This is a genomic window from Sphingomonas profundi, assembly GCF_009739515.1.
Lineage (GTDB): Bacteria > Pseudomonadota > Alphaproteobacteria > Sphingomonadales > Sphingomonadaceae > Alterirhizorhabdus > Alterirhizorhabdus profundi.
Window position 1 is genome coordinate 2,384,949 of the sequence record NZ_CP046535.1, and the last position, 18,286, is coordinate 2,403,234.

At 63.7% G+C, this 18,286-nt stretch carries 15 protein-coding genes and 1 tRNA gene; 8 read left to right on the plus strand and 8 right to left on the minus strand.

Annotation, left to right across the window (positions count from 1 at the left end):
• Positions 1-104: 104 nt before the first annotated feature.
• The 7 genes from GNT64_RS11330 to GNT64_RS11360 all read right to left on the minus strand — a co-directional run bounded on the left by GNT64_RS11330 (position 105) and on the right by GNT64_RS11360 (position 8,154).
• Positions 105-1,478: an ATP-binding protein gene (locus GNT64_RS11330; protein WP_231638962.1), complete on the minus strand. Its 1,374-nt coding sequence runs from the start codon at positions 1,476-1,478 to the stop codon at positions 105-107.
• On the minus strand, positions 1,475-2,164 hold the full coding sequence (locus GNT64_RS11335; RefSeq protein ID WP_156679623.1) for a response regulator: 690 nt from the start codon (positions 2,162-2,164) through the stop codon (positions 1,475-1,477). The genes GNT64_RS11330 and GNT64_RS11335 overlap by 4 nt, the downstream gene beginning before the upstream one ends.
• The gene (locus tag GNT64_RS11340) at positions 2,161-2,892 is read right to left on the minus strand and encodes an EF-hand domain-containing protein (RefSeq protein WP_231638963.1); all 732 of its coding nucleotides are present in this window, start codon (positions 2,890-2,892) and stop codon (positions 2,161-2,163) included. The genes GNT64_RS11335 and GNT64_RS11340 overlap by 4 nt, the downstream gene beginning before the upstream one ends.
• 110 nt (positions 2,893-3,002) lie before the next feature.
• Positions 3,003-4,211 carry an ABC transporter permease gene (locus GNT64_RS11345; RefSeq protein WP_156679624.1) on the minus strand — a complete coding sequence of 403 codons (1,209 nt, stop codon included), beginning with the start codon at positions 4,209-4,211 and terminating at the stop codon, positions 3,003-3,005.
• 151 nt (positions 4,212-4,362) lie between these two features.
• Positions 4,363-5,079 carry an ABC transporter ATP-binding protein gene (locus GNT64_RS11350; protein WP_156679625.1) on the minus strand — a complete coding sequence of 239 codons (717 nt, stop codon included), beginning with the start codon at positions 5,077-5,079 and terminating at the stop codon, positions 4,363-4,365.
• Positions 5,069-6,676 carry an efflux RND transporter periplasmic adaptor subunit gene (locus GNT64_RS11355; RefSeq protein ID WP_156679626.1) on the minus strand — a complete coding sequence of 536 codons (1,608 nt, stop codon included), beginning with the start codon at positions 6,674-6,676 and terminating at the stop codon, positions 5,069-5,071. Before GNT64_RS11355 ends, GNT64_RS11350 begins: the two co-directional genes overlap by 11 nt.
• Entirely contained in the window at positions 6,676-8,154 is a 1,479-nt protein-coding gene (locus tag GNT64_RS11360; RefSeq protein ID WP_156679627.1) for an efflux transporter outer membrane subunit, read from the minus strand. The genes GNT64_RS11355 and GNT64_RS11360 overlap by 1 nt, the downstream gene beginning before the upstream one ends.
• A gap of 283 nt (positions 8,155-8,437) precedes the next feature.
• Here GNT64_RS11360 and GNT64_RS11365 point away from each other — a divergent pair, with 283 nt between their 5' ends.
• From GNT64_RS11365 to GNT64_RS11395, 7 genes are all read left to right on the plus strand, one after another.
• Positions 8,438-9,445, plus strand: coding sequence for a fumarylacetoacetate hydrolase family protein (locus tag GNT64_RS11365; protein ID WP_156679628.1), 1,008 nt, complete (start codon positions 8,438-8,440; stop codon positions 9,443-9,445).
• 158 nt (positions 9,446-9,603) lie between these two features.
• A complete protein-coding gene (locus GNT64_RS21900; RefSeq protein WP_231638964.1) occupies positions 9,604-10,386 on the plus strand; it encodes a peptidase in 783 nt (260 codons plus the stop codon).
• 65 nt (positions 10,387-10,451) lie between these two features.
• Positions 10,452-10,542: transfer RNA gene (locus GNT64_RS11375), tRNA-Ser, on the plus strand.
• Between the two features lie 138 nt (positions 10,543-10,680).
• On the plus strand, positions 10,681-11,916 hold the full coding sequence (drt3a, locus tag GNT64_RS11380) for an antiviral reverse transcriptase Drt3a (protein ID WP_156679629.1): 1,236 nt from the start codon (positions 10,681-10,683) through the stop codon (positions 11,914-11,916).
• Positions 11,909-13,879, plus strand: coding sequence for an antiviral reverse transcriptase Drt3b (gene drt3b / locus GNT64_RS11385; protein ID WP_156679630.1), 1,971 nt, complete (start codon positions 11,909-11,911; stop codon positions 13,877-13,879). The genes drt3a and drt3b overlap by 8 nt, the downstream gene beginning before the upstream one ends.
• A 191-nt stretch (positions 13,880-14,070) precedes the next feature.
• Positions 14,071-14,538, plus strand: coding sequence for a recombinase family protein (locus GNT64_RS11390; RefSeq protein ID WP_231639528.1), 468 nt, complete (start codon positions 14,071-14,073; stop codon positions 14,536-14,538).
• A gap of 486 nt (positions 14,539-15,024) precedes the next feature.
• Positions 15,025-15,234: a hypothetical protein gene (locus GNT64_RS11395; protein ID WP_156679631.1), complete on the plus strand. Its 210-nt coding sequence runs from the start codon at positions 15,025-15,027 to the stop codon at positions 15,232-15,234.
• Between the two features lie 1,343 nt (positions 15,235-16,577).
• Here GNT64_RS11395 and GNT64_RS11400 read toward each other — a convergent pair.
• On the minus strand, positions 16,578-16,802 hold the full coding sequence (locus GNT64_RS11400) for a hypothetical protein (protein ID WP_156679632.1): 225 nt from the start codon (positions 16,800-16,802) through the stop codon (positions 16,578-16,580).
• Positions 16,803-17,237: 435 nt separating this feature from the next.
• Between GNT64_RS11400 and GNT64_RS11405 the strand changes: the two genes are divergently transcribed.
• Positions 17,238-18,029, plus strand: coding sequence for a hypothetical protein (locus tag GNT64_RS11405; RefSeq protein WP_156679633.1), 792 nt, complete (start codon positions 17,238-17,240; stop codon positions 18,027-18,029).
• Positions 18,030-18,286 lie beyond the last annotated feature (257 nt).

The following is an 18,286-nucleotide window of genomic DNA, read 5'->3' on the forward strand; positions in this document are numbered from 1 at the left end:
CGGTCCCTCCTCAGCGCGAATGCGATACTGTCTGCATCGCAGAACCGGCACCGGACAGCGCCGGTTCCGGTTGTTCCTTTGTTGTGCAGACTTGTTATTTTATTTCAACGCTGATCACCAGCTTTTTTTACATGCGGATCGTCCGTGTAGGTCGTCGGCAACCGGCAGACGGCCTTCAGCCCGCCTCCGTCGCGATTGCGCAGGATCAGGGTGCCGCCATGATCCTGCACGATGCTGCGCGCGATCGTGAGGCCGAGACCGATGCCGCCGGTGTCGCGATTGCGCGAGGGATCGCCGCGGACGAAGGGCTGGAAGACATGCTCGATCCGGTCGGGCGCGAGGCCGGGTCCGCGATCGGCGACCGTCAGCACCGCTTCGCCAGTTTCCGCCGACAGCGAGAGGGTGACGCCGCCGCCATAGGCCACGCCATTGTCGATCAGGTTCTGGACGAGCCGCTCCAGCGCCACCGGATCGCCGGCGATCGTCACCGGCCGCACCGCGTCCAGCCGCACCGGCCGCCCCACCTCCTGCTCCGCATCCGCCATGCGCCGGACGAGCGTGTCGAGCGACATGGGCCGGATGTCGCCCGCCCGCGTGCTGCCGCGCACGAAGCCGATCGTCGCCGCGATCATGGCGCGCATCTGCTCGATATCCTCCTGCACCTTGTCGCGCACCGGCTCCGGCGCGGCCTCGATGCGAAAGGCGATGCGGGCGAGCGGCGTGCGCAGATCGTGCGCGATCGCCCCCATCATCGCCGTGCGCTCCGCCACATAGGCGGCCAGGCGATCCTGCATGCGGTTCAGCGCGTGGGCGGTGACGCGAAGCTCGGCCGGGCCTTCCTCCGGCACGCTGGGGCTCAGCGGATCATGCCCCATGCGATCGGCGGCGGCGGCGAAGCGGCTGATCGGCCGGGTGAGCAGGCGGGCGAACACCCAGGCGAACGGCACCAGCATCAGCGCACACAGGGCGAACCACAGGATCATCCGACGCTGCCACGCCGCCAGCAGCGGCGCCGGCGGCGTCCGCACCACACGCCAGCCGCCGTCCGTCTCCATCGCGGCGACCAGCGTATCGAAGAACAGCGGCTCGCCGCGCCGCATCGGCACCAGCCGCCGCGCGCGCCGGCGCTGCGGCAGGTCGGCGCGCTGATCCGGCTCGAAATACAGCAGCACGCGGTCGCGCGGCACGCCGATGCGGGCGGCCAGCATGCCGGTGAAGCGCGGATCGCTCGTCATGTCCGCATCCGGCACCGGCGCGGCGGGCTGCCGGGTTACGGAGAGCGCCCGCTCCCGCCCGCCGCGCTCATGATCGCGCCCGGCGAGCGCATCGGCGATATCGGACAGGCGGTTGAAATCGGGGCGTGGCGGATCGAACAGCACGAACATCGCCACCGTCATCGCCTGCGAGGCGACGAGGCTGGCGAGCAGCAGCAGCAGGGTCGCCCAGAAGATCGGCAGGCGACCGAGCCGGCGGATCACTCGTCCACCCTGAGGGTGAACATATAGCCTTCGTTGCGCACGGTGCGGATCGGATCGTCCGGCCCCAGTTTCTTGCGCAGGCGGCTGATCGTCACGTCGATGGCGCGATCGAAGACGTCGCTGTCCGCGCCCTTGCCATGCTCGATCAGCTGGTCGCGCGTCAGCACCCGCTGCGGGCGATCGAGGAAGGCGGCCAGGGTGCGGAACTCGGCGTCGGTCAGCGGCGCGGGCGCCATGCCGGGGCGCGACACCTGCCGCTCGACCAGGTCGAGCGTCCAGTCGCCGAAGCGGCGGACCGGGCCGGTGGGCGTACCCCCTTCGCGCCGGCGCAGCACCGCGCGCACGCGGGCGAGCAGCTCGCGCGGGTTGCAGGGCTTGGGCACGTAATCGTCCGCCCCCACCTCCAGCCCGATGATGCGATCGGTATCGTCGCCCATCGCCGAGAGCATGATGACGGCCGGGCCGCCCGGCCGGCGCAGGCGGCGCAGGATCGACAGGCCGTCCTCGCCGGGCATCATCAGATCGAGAACGATCAGGTCGAAGCGGCCGGCGGCGAGCCTGACGTCCATCTCCGCGCCGCCGGACGCCGTCTCGACCGAGAGGCCGTTATTGCCTAGGAAGTCGCCGATCAGGCCGCGCAGATCGGCATCGTCGTCCACCACCAGGATGCGGGGCTGCTCGCTCATCGCGGGCGCTTCGGCGGCGGGGCGACGCGCGTCGGGTCGCAGTTCGTGGCGGCGGACTGCGCCGGCGTCTTCGGCAGGGTCGCGAGGGTCAGCGCTCCGGCCTTGGCCTTGTCCAGCTGGGCGAAGCGATCGGCGGCGGCGGCGCGGAACTCGGCCAGGCTGACGCCGCGATTGAAATCCGCGTCGGCGGCGGCGACCGGCTCGGGGATGTTGAGGAACGCCCAGCGGCCGGCGCCCAGCGGATCGCCATAGCCCTCCGCCTTCTTCCGCTCCGCCCGCGTCGGCGGGCGCATGCCGGCGGCGCCGCGCGGGGTGTAGAGGCGGATCTCGGGCGCGATGTCGCGCTCGTAGGCGGTCACTTCGGATGGGATCAGCTCGCCGTCGCGATCGGTGTCGAGCCGGGCGAAGAATCTGTCCGCATCGGCGGCGAACTCGGCGGGCGTGATGCGGCCGTCGCGGTCCGCATCCAGCCGGACGAACCAGACCGTCATCGGGTCGGGCGCGTCCGGCCCGGCGCGGAACGGCTCGCCCATCGGCGCGATGAACAGCTGCGCGGCCTTGGGCGGGCATGGCGGCAGCTTCTTCGCGGCCTGCGCCGGCGGGGCGAGGAGCGTGGCGAGCGTCAGGACGATCGCAAGCCGAGTTTGGATTGATGCGCGCAGAGACGCGGAGACGCCGAGTGGTTGCAGCCGCGGCGAAGCCGCATCGTCCTCAGCAGCGCGAAGCAAACGGCCATGGTGGGAAGGCGCGTGCGGCGCGGCGCTCCGCCTCTGCGCCTCCGCGTCTCTGCGCGCATCGAAAAGCCGCAAGCGGCACGCGAGCGAGAAAAGCCGGCCGCTCATTCGTGCCTCAGCGCGTCGATGGGGTTGAGCGAGGCGGCGCGGCGGGCGGGGAAGTAGCCGAACACCACGCCGATCAGCGCCGAGAAGACGAACGCCAGCAGGTTGATCTGCGGATCGAAGATGAACGGCACCTTCAGCACCGGCGCCAGCGCGACCGAGCCGATCAGCGCCAGCAGCAGCCCGACGACGCCGCCGAGGCACGCCAGCGCCACCGCCTCGACCAGGAACTGCAGCAGCACCTCCCCGGCGACGGCGCCGATGGCGAGGCGGATGCCGATCTCCCGCGTCCGTTCCGTCACGGAGACGAGCATGATGTTCATGATGCCGATGCCGCCCACCAGCAGCGACACCGCCGCCACCGCGCCCAGCAGCGCCGTCAGGATCTGCGTCGTGCCCTGCAGCGTGTCCGATATCTGCTTGGTGTCGAAGATGTTGAAGTCGTCCTCCTTGCCGCCGGTGATGTTGCGCCGTTCGCGCAGCAGCTTCTGCACGGATGCCTGCACTGTGCCCGTGTCATACGCCTCGTCCACGGAGACCATGATGTTGCGGATGTCGCGGCTGCCGGTGAAGCGGCGCTGCACCGCCTTGATCGGCATGATGACGACATCGTCCTGATCGTTGCCGAAGCCGCCCTGCCCGCGCGTGACGAGGGTGCCGATCACCTCGCACGACATATCCCTCAGGCGGAAGCGCTGGCCGACCGGATCGCTCTGGCGGAACAGGTTGGTGACGACGGTGGAGCCGAGGATGCACACCGCCTTGCCGGCCTGCTCCTCCGCCGGCGTGAAGATGCGGCCGGCCGAGAGCTTCCAGTCCTGCGCGGTGAAATAGTCGGCGGTGGTGCCGTTGATCGTGGTCGACCAGTTCGCCGCGTTGGCGACGGCGATGCCGCTGGACTGGGCCTGCGGCGCCACCGCACGCACGCCGGCGATCTGGGTGCGGATCGCCTCCACGTCGTCCGGCTTGAAGTCGGGCGGCTGCGGGCCGCCGCCGCCGCGCCCGAAACCCTGGCCTGGCCGGATCTGGAGGATGTTCGAGCCTAGCGAGGCGATCTGCTCCTTCACCGCCGCCGTCGCGCCGTTGCCCAGCGTCACCATCGTGACGACGGCCGACACGCCGATGACGATGCCGAGGATGGTGAGGAAGGAGCGCAGCAGATGCCGCCTGATCTCGCGAATGGCGAGAATGATGGTGGTGCCGAGCATTACCGGCATTCCTCCCCGGCACGGGGAGGGGGACCATCCGCAGGATGGTGGAGGGGGAGTGAGGCAGGCGCAGCCTTCGCCGGAAAGGTCGGCGCGCGCCGCCCGCCCCCTCCACCGGCTACGCCGGTTCCCCTGCCCGTGCCGGGGAGGATCATGCGGCCATCTCGCGGGCGTTCGCCTCGCTTCTGTCCACCAGGCCGTCCTTGAAGTGGATGATCGTGTGGGCGAAGGCAGCCATGTCCGCCTCGTGCGTCACCATCAGCACGGTGATGCCACTGTTGCGGTTCAAGTCGGTCAGCAATTCCATGATCTCGATCGAGCGTTCGCTGTCCAGATTGCCGGTCGGCTCGTCGGCCAGCAGCACGTCCGGATGGGTGACGATCGCGCGGGCGATGGCAACGCGCTGCTGCTGGCCGCCGGAAAGCTCGGCCGGCGTATGGTCCCACCAGTCGGCCAGCCCCACCTTGTCCAGCGCGGCGAGGCCCAGGTCGCGCCGCGTCTTCTTGTCCTCGCCGCGATAGAGCAGAGGCAGCTCGACATTCTCCAGCGCGGTGGTGCGGGCCAGCAGGTTGAAGCCCTGGAAGACGAAGCCGAGATAGCGCCGGCGCAGCAGCGCGCGCTGGTCGCGATCCAGCCGCTCGACATGGTGGCCCTTGAACAGGAAGGCGCCGGCGGTCGGCACGTCGAGGCAGCCGAGGATGTTCATCGTCGTCGACTTGCCCGAGCCGGACGGCCCCATCACGGCGACGAAATCGCCGGCCATGATGTCCAGATCCACGCCCTTCAGCGCCTGGAACGCCGTTGCGCCCTGGCCGAACGTCTTGGTGACGCCGCGCAGCGCGATGATCGGCGGCGGCTCAGTCGCCATCGCCCTGCCCCGGCGGCCTGCCCCGACCGCCCGCTCCGCCCGAAGTGGCGCCACCCGCCTGAGAGGGCGCGCTCTCCGGCGCGGGGCGGATCGGCTGGCCGCCGGGCTCGCCGGGGGCCGGCGCGGTGCCGGCGGAGCGGCGCTCGCGCGGGGCGGCGCGGTCGCCTGCCTCGCCGGCCTGATCGTCGCGCCGGGCGCCGCCGCGCGCGGCCTCGTTCGTCTGGCCGGCGGCGAGCTGGCCGGTGATGATCTCCATACCCGGCGCCAGGCCGCTGCCCGTCACCTCCGTCTCGCTGCCGTTGGTGTCGCCGACCGTCACCTGGATGGCCTGCGGCTTGCCGTCGTCGCCCAGCGCATACACGGTCTGGCGGCTGCCGCGGCCGATCGTGGCGCCCTTGGCCGCCGCCCCGCCGCCCCGCCTGGGCCGCGGCGGCGCGAGCACCGAGGTGACGCCGCCGCCGCCCTGCCCCTTGCCGGCGCGATCGGGCGAGAAGCGCAGCGCCGCATTGGGCACCAGCAGCACGTCCGTCTTCTCCGCCGTCACGATGTCGGCCGTCGCCGTCATGCCGGGCCGCAGCGCCAGATCGCGATTGTCCACCGTCAGCCGCGCCGTATAGGCGACGACCGAGCCCGAGGTGCTGCTGCTAGCGGTGGTGCCGGACGACGAACTGGTGGACGAGGACGAGGCGTTCGCCCCCACGTCCACCCGCTCGATCAGGGCGGGGAAGGTGCGGCCGGGAAAGGCATCGACCTGGAAGGTGGCGCGCTGCCCCTTGGCGACGGTGCCGACATCGGCCTCGTCCACCTTCACCTCCAGCCGCATCTGGCCGAGATCCTCGGCGATCTTGAATAGCACCGGCGCGTTGAGCGACGCGGCGACCGTCTGTCCCGGCTCGATCGAGCGGGAGAGGACGACGCCAGTGACGGGCGACAGGATCGATGCCTTGGCCAGCTGCGTCTCGGCCGAGGACAGCACCGCGCGCGCCTGCGCGACGGCGGCCTGCGCGGTGGCGATGCCGGCTACGGCGCGGCCATTGTCGGCACGCGCGGCATCCAGCTCGGTGCCCGAAGGCACCTTGCCGCCGGACAGGCGATACACCTCCATGAAGCGGGCGAGCGTGGCGCGGCTCTGCTGGGCCGTCGCCTCCGCCGTCTGCACCTGCGCCTGGGCCGAGGCGAGCTGCGCCCGGCTCTGGTTCACCGTGTCGAGGAAGCGGGAGGTATCGAGCCGCGCCAGCACCTGCCCCTTGCGCACGCGATCATTGTTGTCGACGAACACCTCGGTCACGAGGCCCGACAGTTCGGAACCGACCTCCACCTCGTTAGTCGGCGCGAGATTGCCGGTGGCCGAGACGCTGACGGTGAGGTTGCCGCGGCGCAGCGGCTGGGTGGCGTAGCTGACCGCCACGTCGCTGCCGAACAGCAGCCGCGCCGCGATCCACAGCACCAGCAGCACGACGAGGGCGACCGCACCCCATTTCAGGTAGCGCGCGCGCCGCGACGGCGGGCGCGCGCCGAGAAAGTCGTCGAGCGCGGCCTTGTCGTCGGGGTCGGCGGCGCCTGACGAGGCGAGCGCGGAAGTGGTGGGCTGGTCCATCAGGGTCTCGTCGTCGATGCGGTCTGCGTCGCCGGGGCCGGCGCCACCTGCCACCCGCCGCCCAGCGCCTTGAACAGCTGCACCGTCGCGGTGGCGCGATCGGCGCGCGCGCTCGCCCGGCCGTCCTCGCTGGAGAGCAGGCTGCGCTCGCTGTCCAGCAGCGTCTGGAAATCGATCAGGCCCGCGCGATACTGACTGCGCGCGTAGATCACGGCGTTGCGCGAGGCATCCTCGGCGATCAGCAGCTCGCGCTCGCGCCGTTCGGACGAGGCGAGCGAGGTCAGCGCATTCTCCACCTCCTCCAGCGCCAGCAGCACCGTCTGGCGGTAGGTGGCGAGCGCCGCGTCCGTCGCCGCGCGCTGGCCGGCGATGCGGGCGCGGATCTGCCCGCCCTGGAAGATCGGCGCGGTGATGCCGGCGACGAGGTTGCCGAGCGCGGCGCCGGGCAGCCCGCCGAGCGACGTGTCCGATCCGGCGAACGTGCCGGACAGGCGCAGCGCCGGGTAGAGATCCGCCACCGCGACGCCGATGCGCGCGGTCTCCGCCGCCAGCGTGCGCTCGGCCGCGGCGATATCCGGCCGGCGCTGCATCACTTCGGCCGGGATCGCGACGGCGGCCGGCGCCAGCGGCACCGGCGCGCCGGGATCGAGCATGGCGGTGACGGCGCCCGGCGCCTCGCCCAGCAGCACGGCCAGCCGGTTCGCCGCCGCGACGTAACTGGTGTCCAGGCTGGGAATCGAGGCGGCGGTGGTCGCCCGCAGCTGCCGCGCCTGCTCCAGATCCAGCGCGCTGACGAGGCCGGCCTGCACCCGCCAGCCGACGATCTGCAGCGTCTCGTCCTGCGAGGCCAGGTTCGCCCGGGCAATGCCCAGGCGCGACTGGGCGAGCCGCGCCTGCACATAGTTGAGCGCCACCTCCGACGCGATGCTCAGCTGCACGTCGTGCAGGTTCGCCTCGCTGGCCGCAGCGTCCGCCCGCGCCGCCTCCACGGATCGGCGGATGCCGCCGAAGATGTCCGCCTCCCATCCAGCATCGAAGCCGGCGCGGTAGACGGTGGTGTCGCCGCCGGAGGAGAAGGTGTTGCCCGTCGTCGGATCGACGAAGCTCTGCCCGTCGCGCCCAACGCTGCGGTTGACCGAACCGGACAGGCCAACCTGCGGCAGCCCGGCGCCGATCGCCTGCCGCACCGCCGCGCGCGCCTGCCGCAGCCGCGCGCCCGCCACGGCGACGTCCAGATTGGCGACGAACGACTGCTCGACAAACTGGCTGAGCACCGGATCGTCGAACCCGCTCCACCAGCGTATGGGATCGACCAGCGGCATGGCCGGCCGTTCCGGCGCGGCGGCGAAGCGATCCGGCACCTGCAGCGCGGCCGCCGGCTGCGGCCGATAGTCCGGCCCCACGGCGCATGCCGCCAGCGGCAGCAGCGCCGCCAGCGCGAGCGATCGTGAGCGGTGGCCGGGCGAGGCGATGGTCATCTGTCGCGCCTTCGCCGGCGCGGCTTGCCGCGGGATTTCAGGATCGACACATTCGCCGCCACCGCCGCCGCCACCACCACGTCCACCGCCATAGGCAGGGGCGATCGGCGCCGGCGGAAAATCGTCATGCCACTGCATCGCGCCTGCATAGAGTGGTTTGCGCGCCGGTGGAACCGCCCGCCGCCGGCCGCCGGCCCCGCGGCGCCCACCCGCGATCAATCCGGGCTCGCCGGTCGGCCGGGGGCTGGCTATGCTCGGCCGAAACAGGCGAGAGGAGACGGGCATGAAGCTGGGATCGTTGACGGGCGGACGCGACGGCCGCCTGATCGTGGTGAGCCGCGATCTCGCCTGGTGCGCCGACGCCACCCACATCGCCCCCACCCTGCAGGCGGCGCTGGACGCGTGGGAGACGGTGGCGCCGCGGCTGGAGGCGCTCGCCACAGACCTGGCGCACGAGGCGATCCCGATGATGCGCTTCCACGAGCGGCAGGCAGACGCGCCGCTGCCGCGCGCCTTCCAGTGGGCCGACGGCTCCGCCTACGTCAACCATGTGGAGCTGGTGCGGAAGGCGCGCGACGCGGTGCTGCCCGAGAGCTTCTGGCACGATCCGCTGATGTACCAGGGCGCCTCAGACCGCTTCCTGCCGCCGCGCGGGCCCATTCCGCTGGCCGACGAGGCGTGGGGCTGCGACTTCGAGGCCGAGGTGATCGTGGTGACCGGCGACGTGCCGCAGGGCGCCGACCGCGCGACTGCGCTCGCCGCGATCCGGCTGATCGGCCTCGTCAACGACGTGTCGCTGCGCAACCTGATCCCGGACGAGCTGGCCAAGGGCTTCGGCTTCGTCCAGTCCAAGCCCGCCTCCGCGCTGTCGCCGGTGCTGGCGACCCCCGACGAGCTAGGCGACGCCTGGGCCGACGGGCGGCTGCGCGGCATCCTCTCGGTCGATCTCAACGACCGCCCGTTCGGGCGCGCCGATGCGGGCGTGGACATGACCTTCGATTTCGGCACGCTGATCGCCCATCTGGCCAAGACGCGGAGCATCGGCGCCGGCAGCGTCATCGGCTCCGGCACCGTCTCCAACCGGGCGGCCGACGGCGGGCCGGGGCGGCCGGTGGCGGACGGCGGCCTCGGCTACAGCTGCATCGCCGAGCAGCGGATGGTGGAGACCATCTCCGGCGGCGCGCCGGTGACGCCCTTCCTGAAGGCGGGCGACCATGTGCGCATCCGGATGGACGACGCGCACGGCCACGCGATTTTCGGCACGATCGAGCAGACCGTCGCCACCGCTTGACCGGCGGCGGCGTCGCGTCCCGGGCCGACTGTGCCGGTGCGGGACGCCGGATCGACTCTCCCCTTTGATTCGAAGGCCTTGCAATTCAGAGGCCGTTCAACCGGGTCGTGCGTTATTCGCGCCAGGATCCGCACGGATTGAACCTCTCGGAGAGTGGCATGGCACTTTGGAACGGCAGGAAGGCGGCGATCGGCCTCGCGCTCGCCTCGGCATTCGCGCTCGGCGGCTGCTATGACGACGGCTACGGCTATGGCGGCGTCTCAGCCGGCTACGGCTATTATGACGACGGCGATTATGGCGGTTACGACGGCTATGGGCCGGCTTACTACGGCGGCGGCTACGGCTATCCGGGCTATGGCTGGTACAACGGCTTCTATTATCCGGGCAGCGGCATCTACGTCTACGATCGCGGCGGATCGCGCCGGCGCTGGAACGACAATGACCGGCGCTACTGGGAGGGCCGCCGCGCCCAGGCCGGCAACTGGCGCGGCCGCGGCGACGGTCGCCCCGGCGACGGGCGCTGGAACGGCCGCCCCGGCGACGGGCGGCCAGACGGCCGGCCCGGCGACGGACGACCGGGTGGCTGGCGATCGGGCGATGGCCGGCCGGGTGACGGGCGGCCAAGTGACGGGCGGCCCGGCGGCGGCCGCTGGAACGGCGGCGATCGCGGCGCCGGCGACGGTCAGGCGGCGGTGACGCCCGGCGTTCCGGCCGGCTCCGGCTGGCGCGGGCGCGGCGACGGCGGATGGCGCGGACGCGGCGGGACGGGCGCGATCGACGGCGCGCCGGCCGGCGGCCAGGCCGGCTTCCGCGGGCGCGGCAGCTGGGGCCAGCCCGGCCAGTCCGTTCGCGCGGCGCCGGCGACACCGCGCGCCGAACGCGCCTTCGGCAATTACCAGCGCGGCGGCGGCCGCAGCGGGCGCAGCCAGCCGGCGCAGTGAAATCGCACGCGGCCCGGCTTGCGGAGCCGGGCCGCACAGGCTAGGAGCCCGCCCTTCCAGGACGCGGAGCGGTGGCCGAGTGGTCGAAGGCGCACGCCTGGAAAGTGTGTAGGGGTTAACAGCTCCTCGAGGGTTCGAATCCCTCCCGCTCCGCCACTGGTTTGTATAAGTTGCTGATAATGCTTGGCTTTTTGCATTACCTGCCCGCCACCCAACATGGCAACCAACATATTGATCGCGTTGCATTTGGTCGCTCAAATGGATTAGCCCTCTGGCTCTGCCGCAGGACGATCAATGCACGACTCAACGCTCCACCCGAAGACGATCGCTCGCCAGTTTCGGAAGTCTGATTTTCAGCCCGGCGTCCTTTACCTTCAAGCAAATGAGAAGGGGCAGGCGATTGAACGAGCGATGGATATTTGTCGGACCGGATTTAATCGAGCAGACTTGCATCGCGGTCACGTCGGCGGAAAGGCAGTCTACCAGCATCGTGTAATCGAGCAGGCACTGATTATCCGTCATATTTCAGAGAGCCTTCGACGTGTAACTGGAGTTCGCCAGTCAGACCGCCAAGAGATAATCAAAAGCCTTTCTCGCTTGGCTGGCCAAGGGCTCGGCTTCAACGCCTTGAAACTTGATATCAAATCATTCTACGAAACCGTCAACGTCGGAGAAGCGCTGGAAACCCTGCGGCGGGACGCCGCATTCTCGCGTCAGAGTATTCATCTTCTTCAATCCTTTTTCGATGCGTTGGCTGCGAGGCAGATAACCGGACTGCCTCGGGGGCTTGCAATTAGCGCAACGCTTGCGGAATACGTGATGCGGCCCTTTGATCGCGCCATCTCACAGCTGCCTGGGGTGCGATTCTACAGCCGCTTTGTAGACGATATGATCTTAATTCTAGGGGAGGATGTGGATCCCCACCAAATCAAGGCTCTGGCCCAATCGTCACTCCCATCTGGCTTAGCCCTTAGTAGATCGAAGTGTGCTACTGAGATCTTCTCTCCATTTTCTAATCAAAGCAGCCGATCAGAGGAAGCTGCTATCATATTTCTGGGATACAGGATCGGAGTTGGCGGGGTGTATCGGATAGATAACCGCTTCAAGCGCGATGTTTATCTCGATATTGCTCCATCAAAAGTAAGGAGGATTAAGAGGCGACTTTCGCGAGCCTTTCTATCATTCAACGACGGAGGACCGTTCTCCGACCTTCTAGATCGAGTTAAGATGTTGACCAGTAACCACGGACTCAAGGACTACGACAGCGGCCAAACCCGTTACGTGGGTTTAAGATACAACTACGGGCTAATTGATGCAACGGGATCGGCCGCACTCAACTCCCTTGATCGCTTTTTATTAAACGCGGTTGTCAACACTCACCCTTCCAACCGGTTAAAGCCGATTCTTACAGGGGCGCAGCGAAAGAAAATCCTAGGGTTAACGTTCCGTGCTGGTTTCGAAGACAACCGCTTCTTTCAATTCTCTGATGATGATATCAGACGCATAATACGGTGTTGGGCTCATGCGTAAAAAGATCGTTCAGAGGGGCAACATGCGCCGTGGCGATTACATGCGCGCCGTCGTCACTGACACGCTCCCGGAAGAGGTTCCGATTATCTTCTCCAATGATGGATTCTACAAAAATCTGACGGGCGGCCTACCAGAAACCGGACCTGAACGTGAGTTCTCTGACATTCTGGTCGATGGACCAGACGGTTACACAATCCCATACCGCTATAACGTCCTAAGAGATCAGTTTAGGACTCGGGGACTAAGCCTTTTACACCCCGCCGCTCAGCATTCGGTCACACAGTTCTACTCGGACTATGACGCCCTTATATGCTATTACGCGAGACAATCGGAGTTTTCTCTGCGCTCACCTCGAAAAGTGGGCAGCACTTACTTCATAAGGGGCATCGATAGCAATAGAAACCGCTACCGCAGTCATACCATTGATACTGTCTCGATGGAAAAGAGCGTTTCGAACCCTGCTTCATACTTTGCGTATGATAGGACCACCCGGGCTCATCAGTTTTTCGACTCCAACGAATACCTTCATCTAGAAAAGAAGTTTGAGGTATTTAGGATGCTCGACGTGGCCAAGTGCTTTAACAGTATATATACCCACACAATATCTTGGGCTGTAAGCGACATTAAGACGTCTAAGGACAATACGAGCGCATCGACCTTTGGGAACGACTTCGATCGTTTGATGCAGCGGATGAACTATAATGAAACGAATGGTATCTGCATTGGGCCCGAGGTAAGCCGCGTATTCGCTGAAATTATATTTAGTGATGTGGACAGAATTACGTTAGGTACTCTGACCAAATCGGGTTTATCTGTTCGGTCCGATTATGATGTGCGGAGATATATAGACGATTACTATATCTTCGCCGCCTCAGAATCTGTCGCTGACAAAGTGGCGGCAGCCATACAATCGGCAATGAGTAAATTTAACCTCCACCTCAATCACCAGAAAACCAGAACGATCCGTCGCCCCTTCACAACCCCGAAGTCAGAAATAATTTCGTCTGTGAATATGAAACTGAATGCATTTTTCTCGAAGTTCATCTCTTACCACCTCAGTGACACCACACGATTTGCGAAGCCAAAAAGGATTTTACGCTCAGATGCGTTAATTCGCTCTTTTGTGTCTGATGTTAAAGCATCCTGTATGATGCATAACACCAGCTACCATATGGTGTCCGACTATATTGTATCAGCCCTACAAAAGAGGGTGATAGACCTTTCTGATAGTTATCAGCTTGGATCAATATCTAACACGACGGACGATGAATATATTGCTGCACTAATGCTACTCATAGAGTGCTCATACTTCTTCTACACGGTGAACCCGACTGTGAGAGCATCACTCAATCTCGCGCGATCAAATGTTGTGGCCAGTCGCCTTGTAAGTGCTGAGATGCCAGATAGGCTGAACCACCTGTCTGAGACAATTGTTCGCTGGACGATTGATCTAGCAAAGTCATTAAACAACGGTGGGAATCATAGGTCGCTGACGGCCATCTCCGTCGAACTCTTGAACGTCTTACTGCCCATGAAAGAGATAGCTGAGAACGAACCGCTCGTAGATGTCGTGATTGGACGCATCTGCGAGGATATTCCTCAGTTTGAGTATTTTGAGATTGTCTCTCTTCTCTACATCCTTGGCGATGCTCGCAAACATCGTGACTTACGGCGGCTTATTTTTAATAGGGCGAAGGAGATCATCTCTCGAAGTCTTGGGCCTAAGATAGATTCTCAGGCAGCCCACATCTGCCTCGACCTCCTTTCTTGCCCCCATCTGCCGCTCGACAAGAGAGCATCTTGGTTCAACTCACTCCGGTCGAGGTGCGGTCTCCCACGAGTGCCCCGAGCGCAAAGCCAAGCGGCCGTCCGGCGTATGGAGAGCCACCCTTGGTTTGTGCAGTGGAGCGGCTTAGACCTGCTGAGCGTGTTGACCAAAAAAGAGTTGAGCATCGTTTATTAAGCGTTAAAACGAAGGGCGGGATTGCACCGGCACTTGCGGGCGGTTCGCCGCCCTATTCTCCCGTCCAAAGGGGATGCAGCGACGACTGCGATCCGGGCGACGGTGATGAGCCATCGTGCACACACTAAACGTGCCGGTGCAATCTCACTGAGGACGTCCCAGAACTTTGCCTCAGGTAGGGCTTGAAAACGGTGGAAACCGTGTCGGGGTCCGTAGCCGCTATGGAGCGTAAGGGATTTGCTCGGCTTGTCGATCGGCTGGAAGCTGGTGACGTGCTGATCGTCACCAAGCTTGATCGCCTTGGCCGTAATGCGATTGATGTACGAGCTACGGTGGAGAAGTTGGCCAGCGAAGGCGTGCGGGTCCATTGCCTTGCCCTTGGAGGGGTAGACCTAACCAGCGCCGCCGGGAAGATGACAATGGGCGTAATAACCGCCGTAGCCGAGTTCGAACGTGACCTTCTTATAGAGCGTACCAAAGCAGGGCTTAGCCGCGCGAAAGCCGAGGGAAAGGCCCTAGGACGCCCGTCTGCCCTTACCGGGGATCAACAACAGGCGATCCGCGCGGCACGCTCTAGCGGGCTTTCCCTTGGCGCATTGGCTAAACAATATGGTGTAAGCCGCGCGGCCATTCAGCGGGTAGAAAAGCGGGCGGCCTAATCGGCACAGCGAGAATGTGTGGAAAGCGGACCTATGATTTCAGTCCTTAATTGACCATCGAACGACAGCGAAAAAGCTGTACCATCGCCACGACCCCATAGGCAATAATTGCCCCGATCATTAGGAACGAATACCAATCCTCAAGAGGATTCAAGCTTACTGCTGCTACCGCTACAGCAAAGAGGCCGAACGCTAGCAAATACCTCTGACGCGCTCTTGGTAGCTCGTAATATAGTCGCTCAAGTCGCTCCCTACGCTCCTCCGGTCCACGTATTGTAGCATAGCTCACAACTCTCATGGCCATCATACCGTCAAAGAGGAAGAGCACCCCGAGTAAGAACACGGGCTGGCCATAGTTCCGGGGCAGGATGGATTCCGGCAGAGCTAGTGCCAAGCCGAGAATAGCAGAGCCGCCGATCAACGCGGGCCATTTGGTCTCTAGTAACTTCATCAAAGCACCTTCGCGCAATCTCGCGATGTTCGCTAGTGGGCGTTTTCGGCGAGGTGGTGTTGGCGCAGGTTGGAACCATCGCCGACATGCTGATGCGGGGCGAGACATTGAAACTGCCCATTGCAGGCGGTGATGCGTTTCGAGTTAACAAGGTTGCAACCGGGTGGGGCTTCCATGCCGTCCTAATAGTACGGATCGCCCTCTTCATTGCCACTGACCTGACGGTGTTCAGCCACCTGTTTTAATTCAGATGCCGATTCGTCCGCAAGTGGGCTGGTAGCTGCCCGCCGGCTTGAACGTCTTGGCATGGTGGAAAGCCGACAATCTAGCATATAGGTCTGGGCATGGAACCACCTAGCCGATATCCCCAAACGAGGTCGGGTCATCTGGGCCTCGGTTGCCTTGTCGGTCCCGCCGCGCTAATCGGAACTGCAATGATTGCTGACTACCCCGGACCGCCCGGATCTTTCGGATTTGCCGAATTTTTTGGATGGTGGGCGATTTGTCTTGGCGTCGGCCTCCTAAGTGCACGCTTAGCGGATCGTTGGCGAAATGCAGCGCCACGGCATCACTTGCTCCTTATTCCCTCTTTACTCTTACCAATATTGCTAACTACGTTTCTCTTTTGGGATATTCATCCCAACACTTCGGGCAAGATCAAGGAGTTTGTAGAGTATTCAATGCAGGCGATTGGTATATTGGCCCTATGTCTCGTCGTTGGCGGACTGTGTCGGATCGGATGGCGTTCACTTTGTCGCTGATACCCGCAAGTGGGCGACTGCTGCCGGATTGCTTTTCCGCCCGATAGCTGTCGGTCTGGTGTCGAGCGGATTGCGCGTCGCTAGCGTCTGGAACGGCGATAGCCGGTGGGCAGCGGATCTAAGTGCCGAACCTGAGCATATGCGTCCTGCACCGTACTCCTGCGATCAGCATAAGCAGGGTGGCGACCGTCCAGAGCGACCTTGGCGAACCAATGCTTCCATAGTTGTAAACGTCGCTCGCGCTAACGACCATGGTCCCCATTATGATCGTGCTGACCAGCGCGCTTCGATGGCCAAAGTAGAATAGCAAAACACAACCGCACGCAAAAATCCAAACAATTACATTCGCGGCGCGACGCCATATCGGAAAGTCGACGTGGTAACCGGACCGTATCCCGCCATCGATTGTTAAGACGAGATCATAACCGCGCCCTAGATAAATAAAGTTGAGTGCCGCGAAGATTGTGAGGGCGCTTGCCAAAGCGAATGCGACGGCGAGGATCACGGTTTGGCGTGGCATTTTGATAGCACTCCTTAACCGAGCAACCGGCGCAACTTGCAGTGTCTACTATTAGGGCGTTTCCGGCCGCGCCGCTATCTCACTTTGTCAGGTCATCGCGAGGCTGGCATGATCATCGCCCATCCTTTCACGCCACACCTTGAACATCGCATTCGCCCCTGGGCTTGTCGAACGCTGCAAGGGGTTCCTAGAGCTAGGAACAGATCGCGGGCAAGCCATACAACCTCGCGATGGCAGCGGCATGTGATAGTGACGTGCGTATGATCCTTTAGAAGCGCCTCCAAGGGCTCGCCAAGGGGATCGTGCTTCACAGCATCGCGAACAACCGCAATTGGTTCGGATCGTCGCATTCTGGCGCAGGAGGCCCTACAGCGCCGCCTTCTATCGTCACGGCTAAAGCCGTATATTCCAGCGACCATAGATCATCATGCGGGTCGGTGCGGACGCGAAGTCCATTCTCCAACTCATCGATCGCAATTGATCCTGAGTCGACCGTCCATTCTGCACCCGCCGTTCTGATCGTGATTCGCATGATTCGCTCCCTGCTGCCTCGATAGAACATATGGGGAACGGCCTTCAAGATGGTTTGGTCGGTATCAAACCGTCAAACGACGGCGTGCCTCGGCTCGAAAGCCTTAGCGCTGTTGAAGGGGGGTATGTCCTAGAGGGTGCGAAAGACGATCTTCAGGTGTCCATCCAGTGCCGGCCTAGGATGTACTCGATCCTCACACATAGCGGTTGGTAGGCTCTTGCCGATCCCCGGCTTGTCGGGCAACGTTATAGGGCAGCCGGTAAGTGTCGGCTGTGGGGCGTGGAATCCCCTTGCTACAAGGTCCGGTCGAACTTTCGGCCGGGCGCCTGTCGCCATGTCCAAGGCTCTGCCTAAAAGCGGTAGGGCCTTGTCCTTGTGCGAGGATTCCAACGCCCGGCTTAAGCCGGGTATGCCTCTATCGAATGAGGAGGCGGTATGACCATCGCAGTTATGATCGTTCTGGTTTTTGCAATCTCCATCTCCATCGCCATACCAATGACGATCAGCGAAAACAGAAGACACAAGGCTCGATTGAAAGCAGCACGCGAACAGATCAGCGAAAGCTTTGGCAGCGGCGACTATTACCTTAATGCCGAGACCATGGACCGAGTCGGCGTTAACTGGGAAACAAAAAAGATCATGATCGGGTGCGGGCTTGGAAGCACCTATCTTATGGACTTCCGTCAACTTCGCCAGGTCGCCCTTGATGTTAATGGTATCACTGTTGAAACGACTAATGGCGTAATTAAGACACGCCGTGGTTCACAAATGATCGGGGGCGCCGCCGGCGGGCTACTTCTCGGTCCTGCCGGCCTCCTTGTTGGTGGACTTTCGGCCGGAAGCCGGACAAGCTCAAAAACGATAGAAGTAGAGAAGGTCCGTTCCGTAAGCTTAAACGTTGAAATACGCGATCGTACCAAACCAATCCACACGATCACGTTTTTTAACGCAGGCGCAACGGAGGGAATAGACAAGGCAAGCCCGCTTATCACCTCAATCTTGGAACAGGCTCGTCACTATAATGCGCTTCTAGAGCAGATTGTCGAAAATAACGAAATGTCTCCTGAGGTGCTGGATATGGTTGGTGCGACAGTGATACCCTTCTTAGCCAACTTGCTAGATACAGAGGATGAACCATCTTCATCTTCTTCGATCGCGAGTAGCAGGAAGGAGCTAGAGAAACAGAAATCTGAATTGGCGGCATGGATTGCTGCTCGGAAGGCTTGAACGATCGCGTATAGGATGTGGAGATTATAGCAATCGCGACCCACAAGGATTATTCCCGCACTTATGCCAAGGGACTAGCTTTGGTGGGCCACTAACGTATGAACTCCAAAGTCGTAGAGACATACAGGGGTGCTCCAATCGGCTACTCATCATCTGAACAGCCGAATTAAAGCAATCATCACAGTTAACGTTTGCGTACGGTGGACAAGAGCGGAGCGTTTTGATAGAATTGCTTTTACAGCGCCCCTTACCTTGGC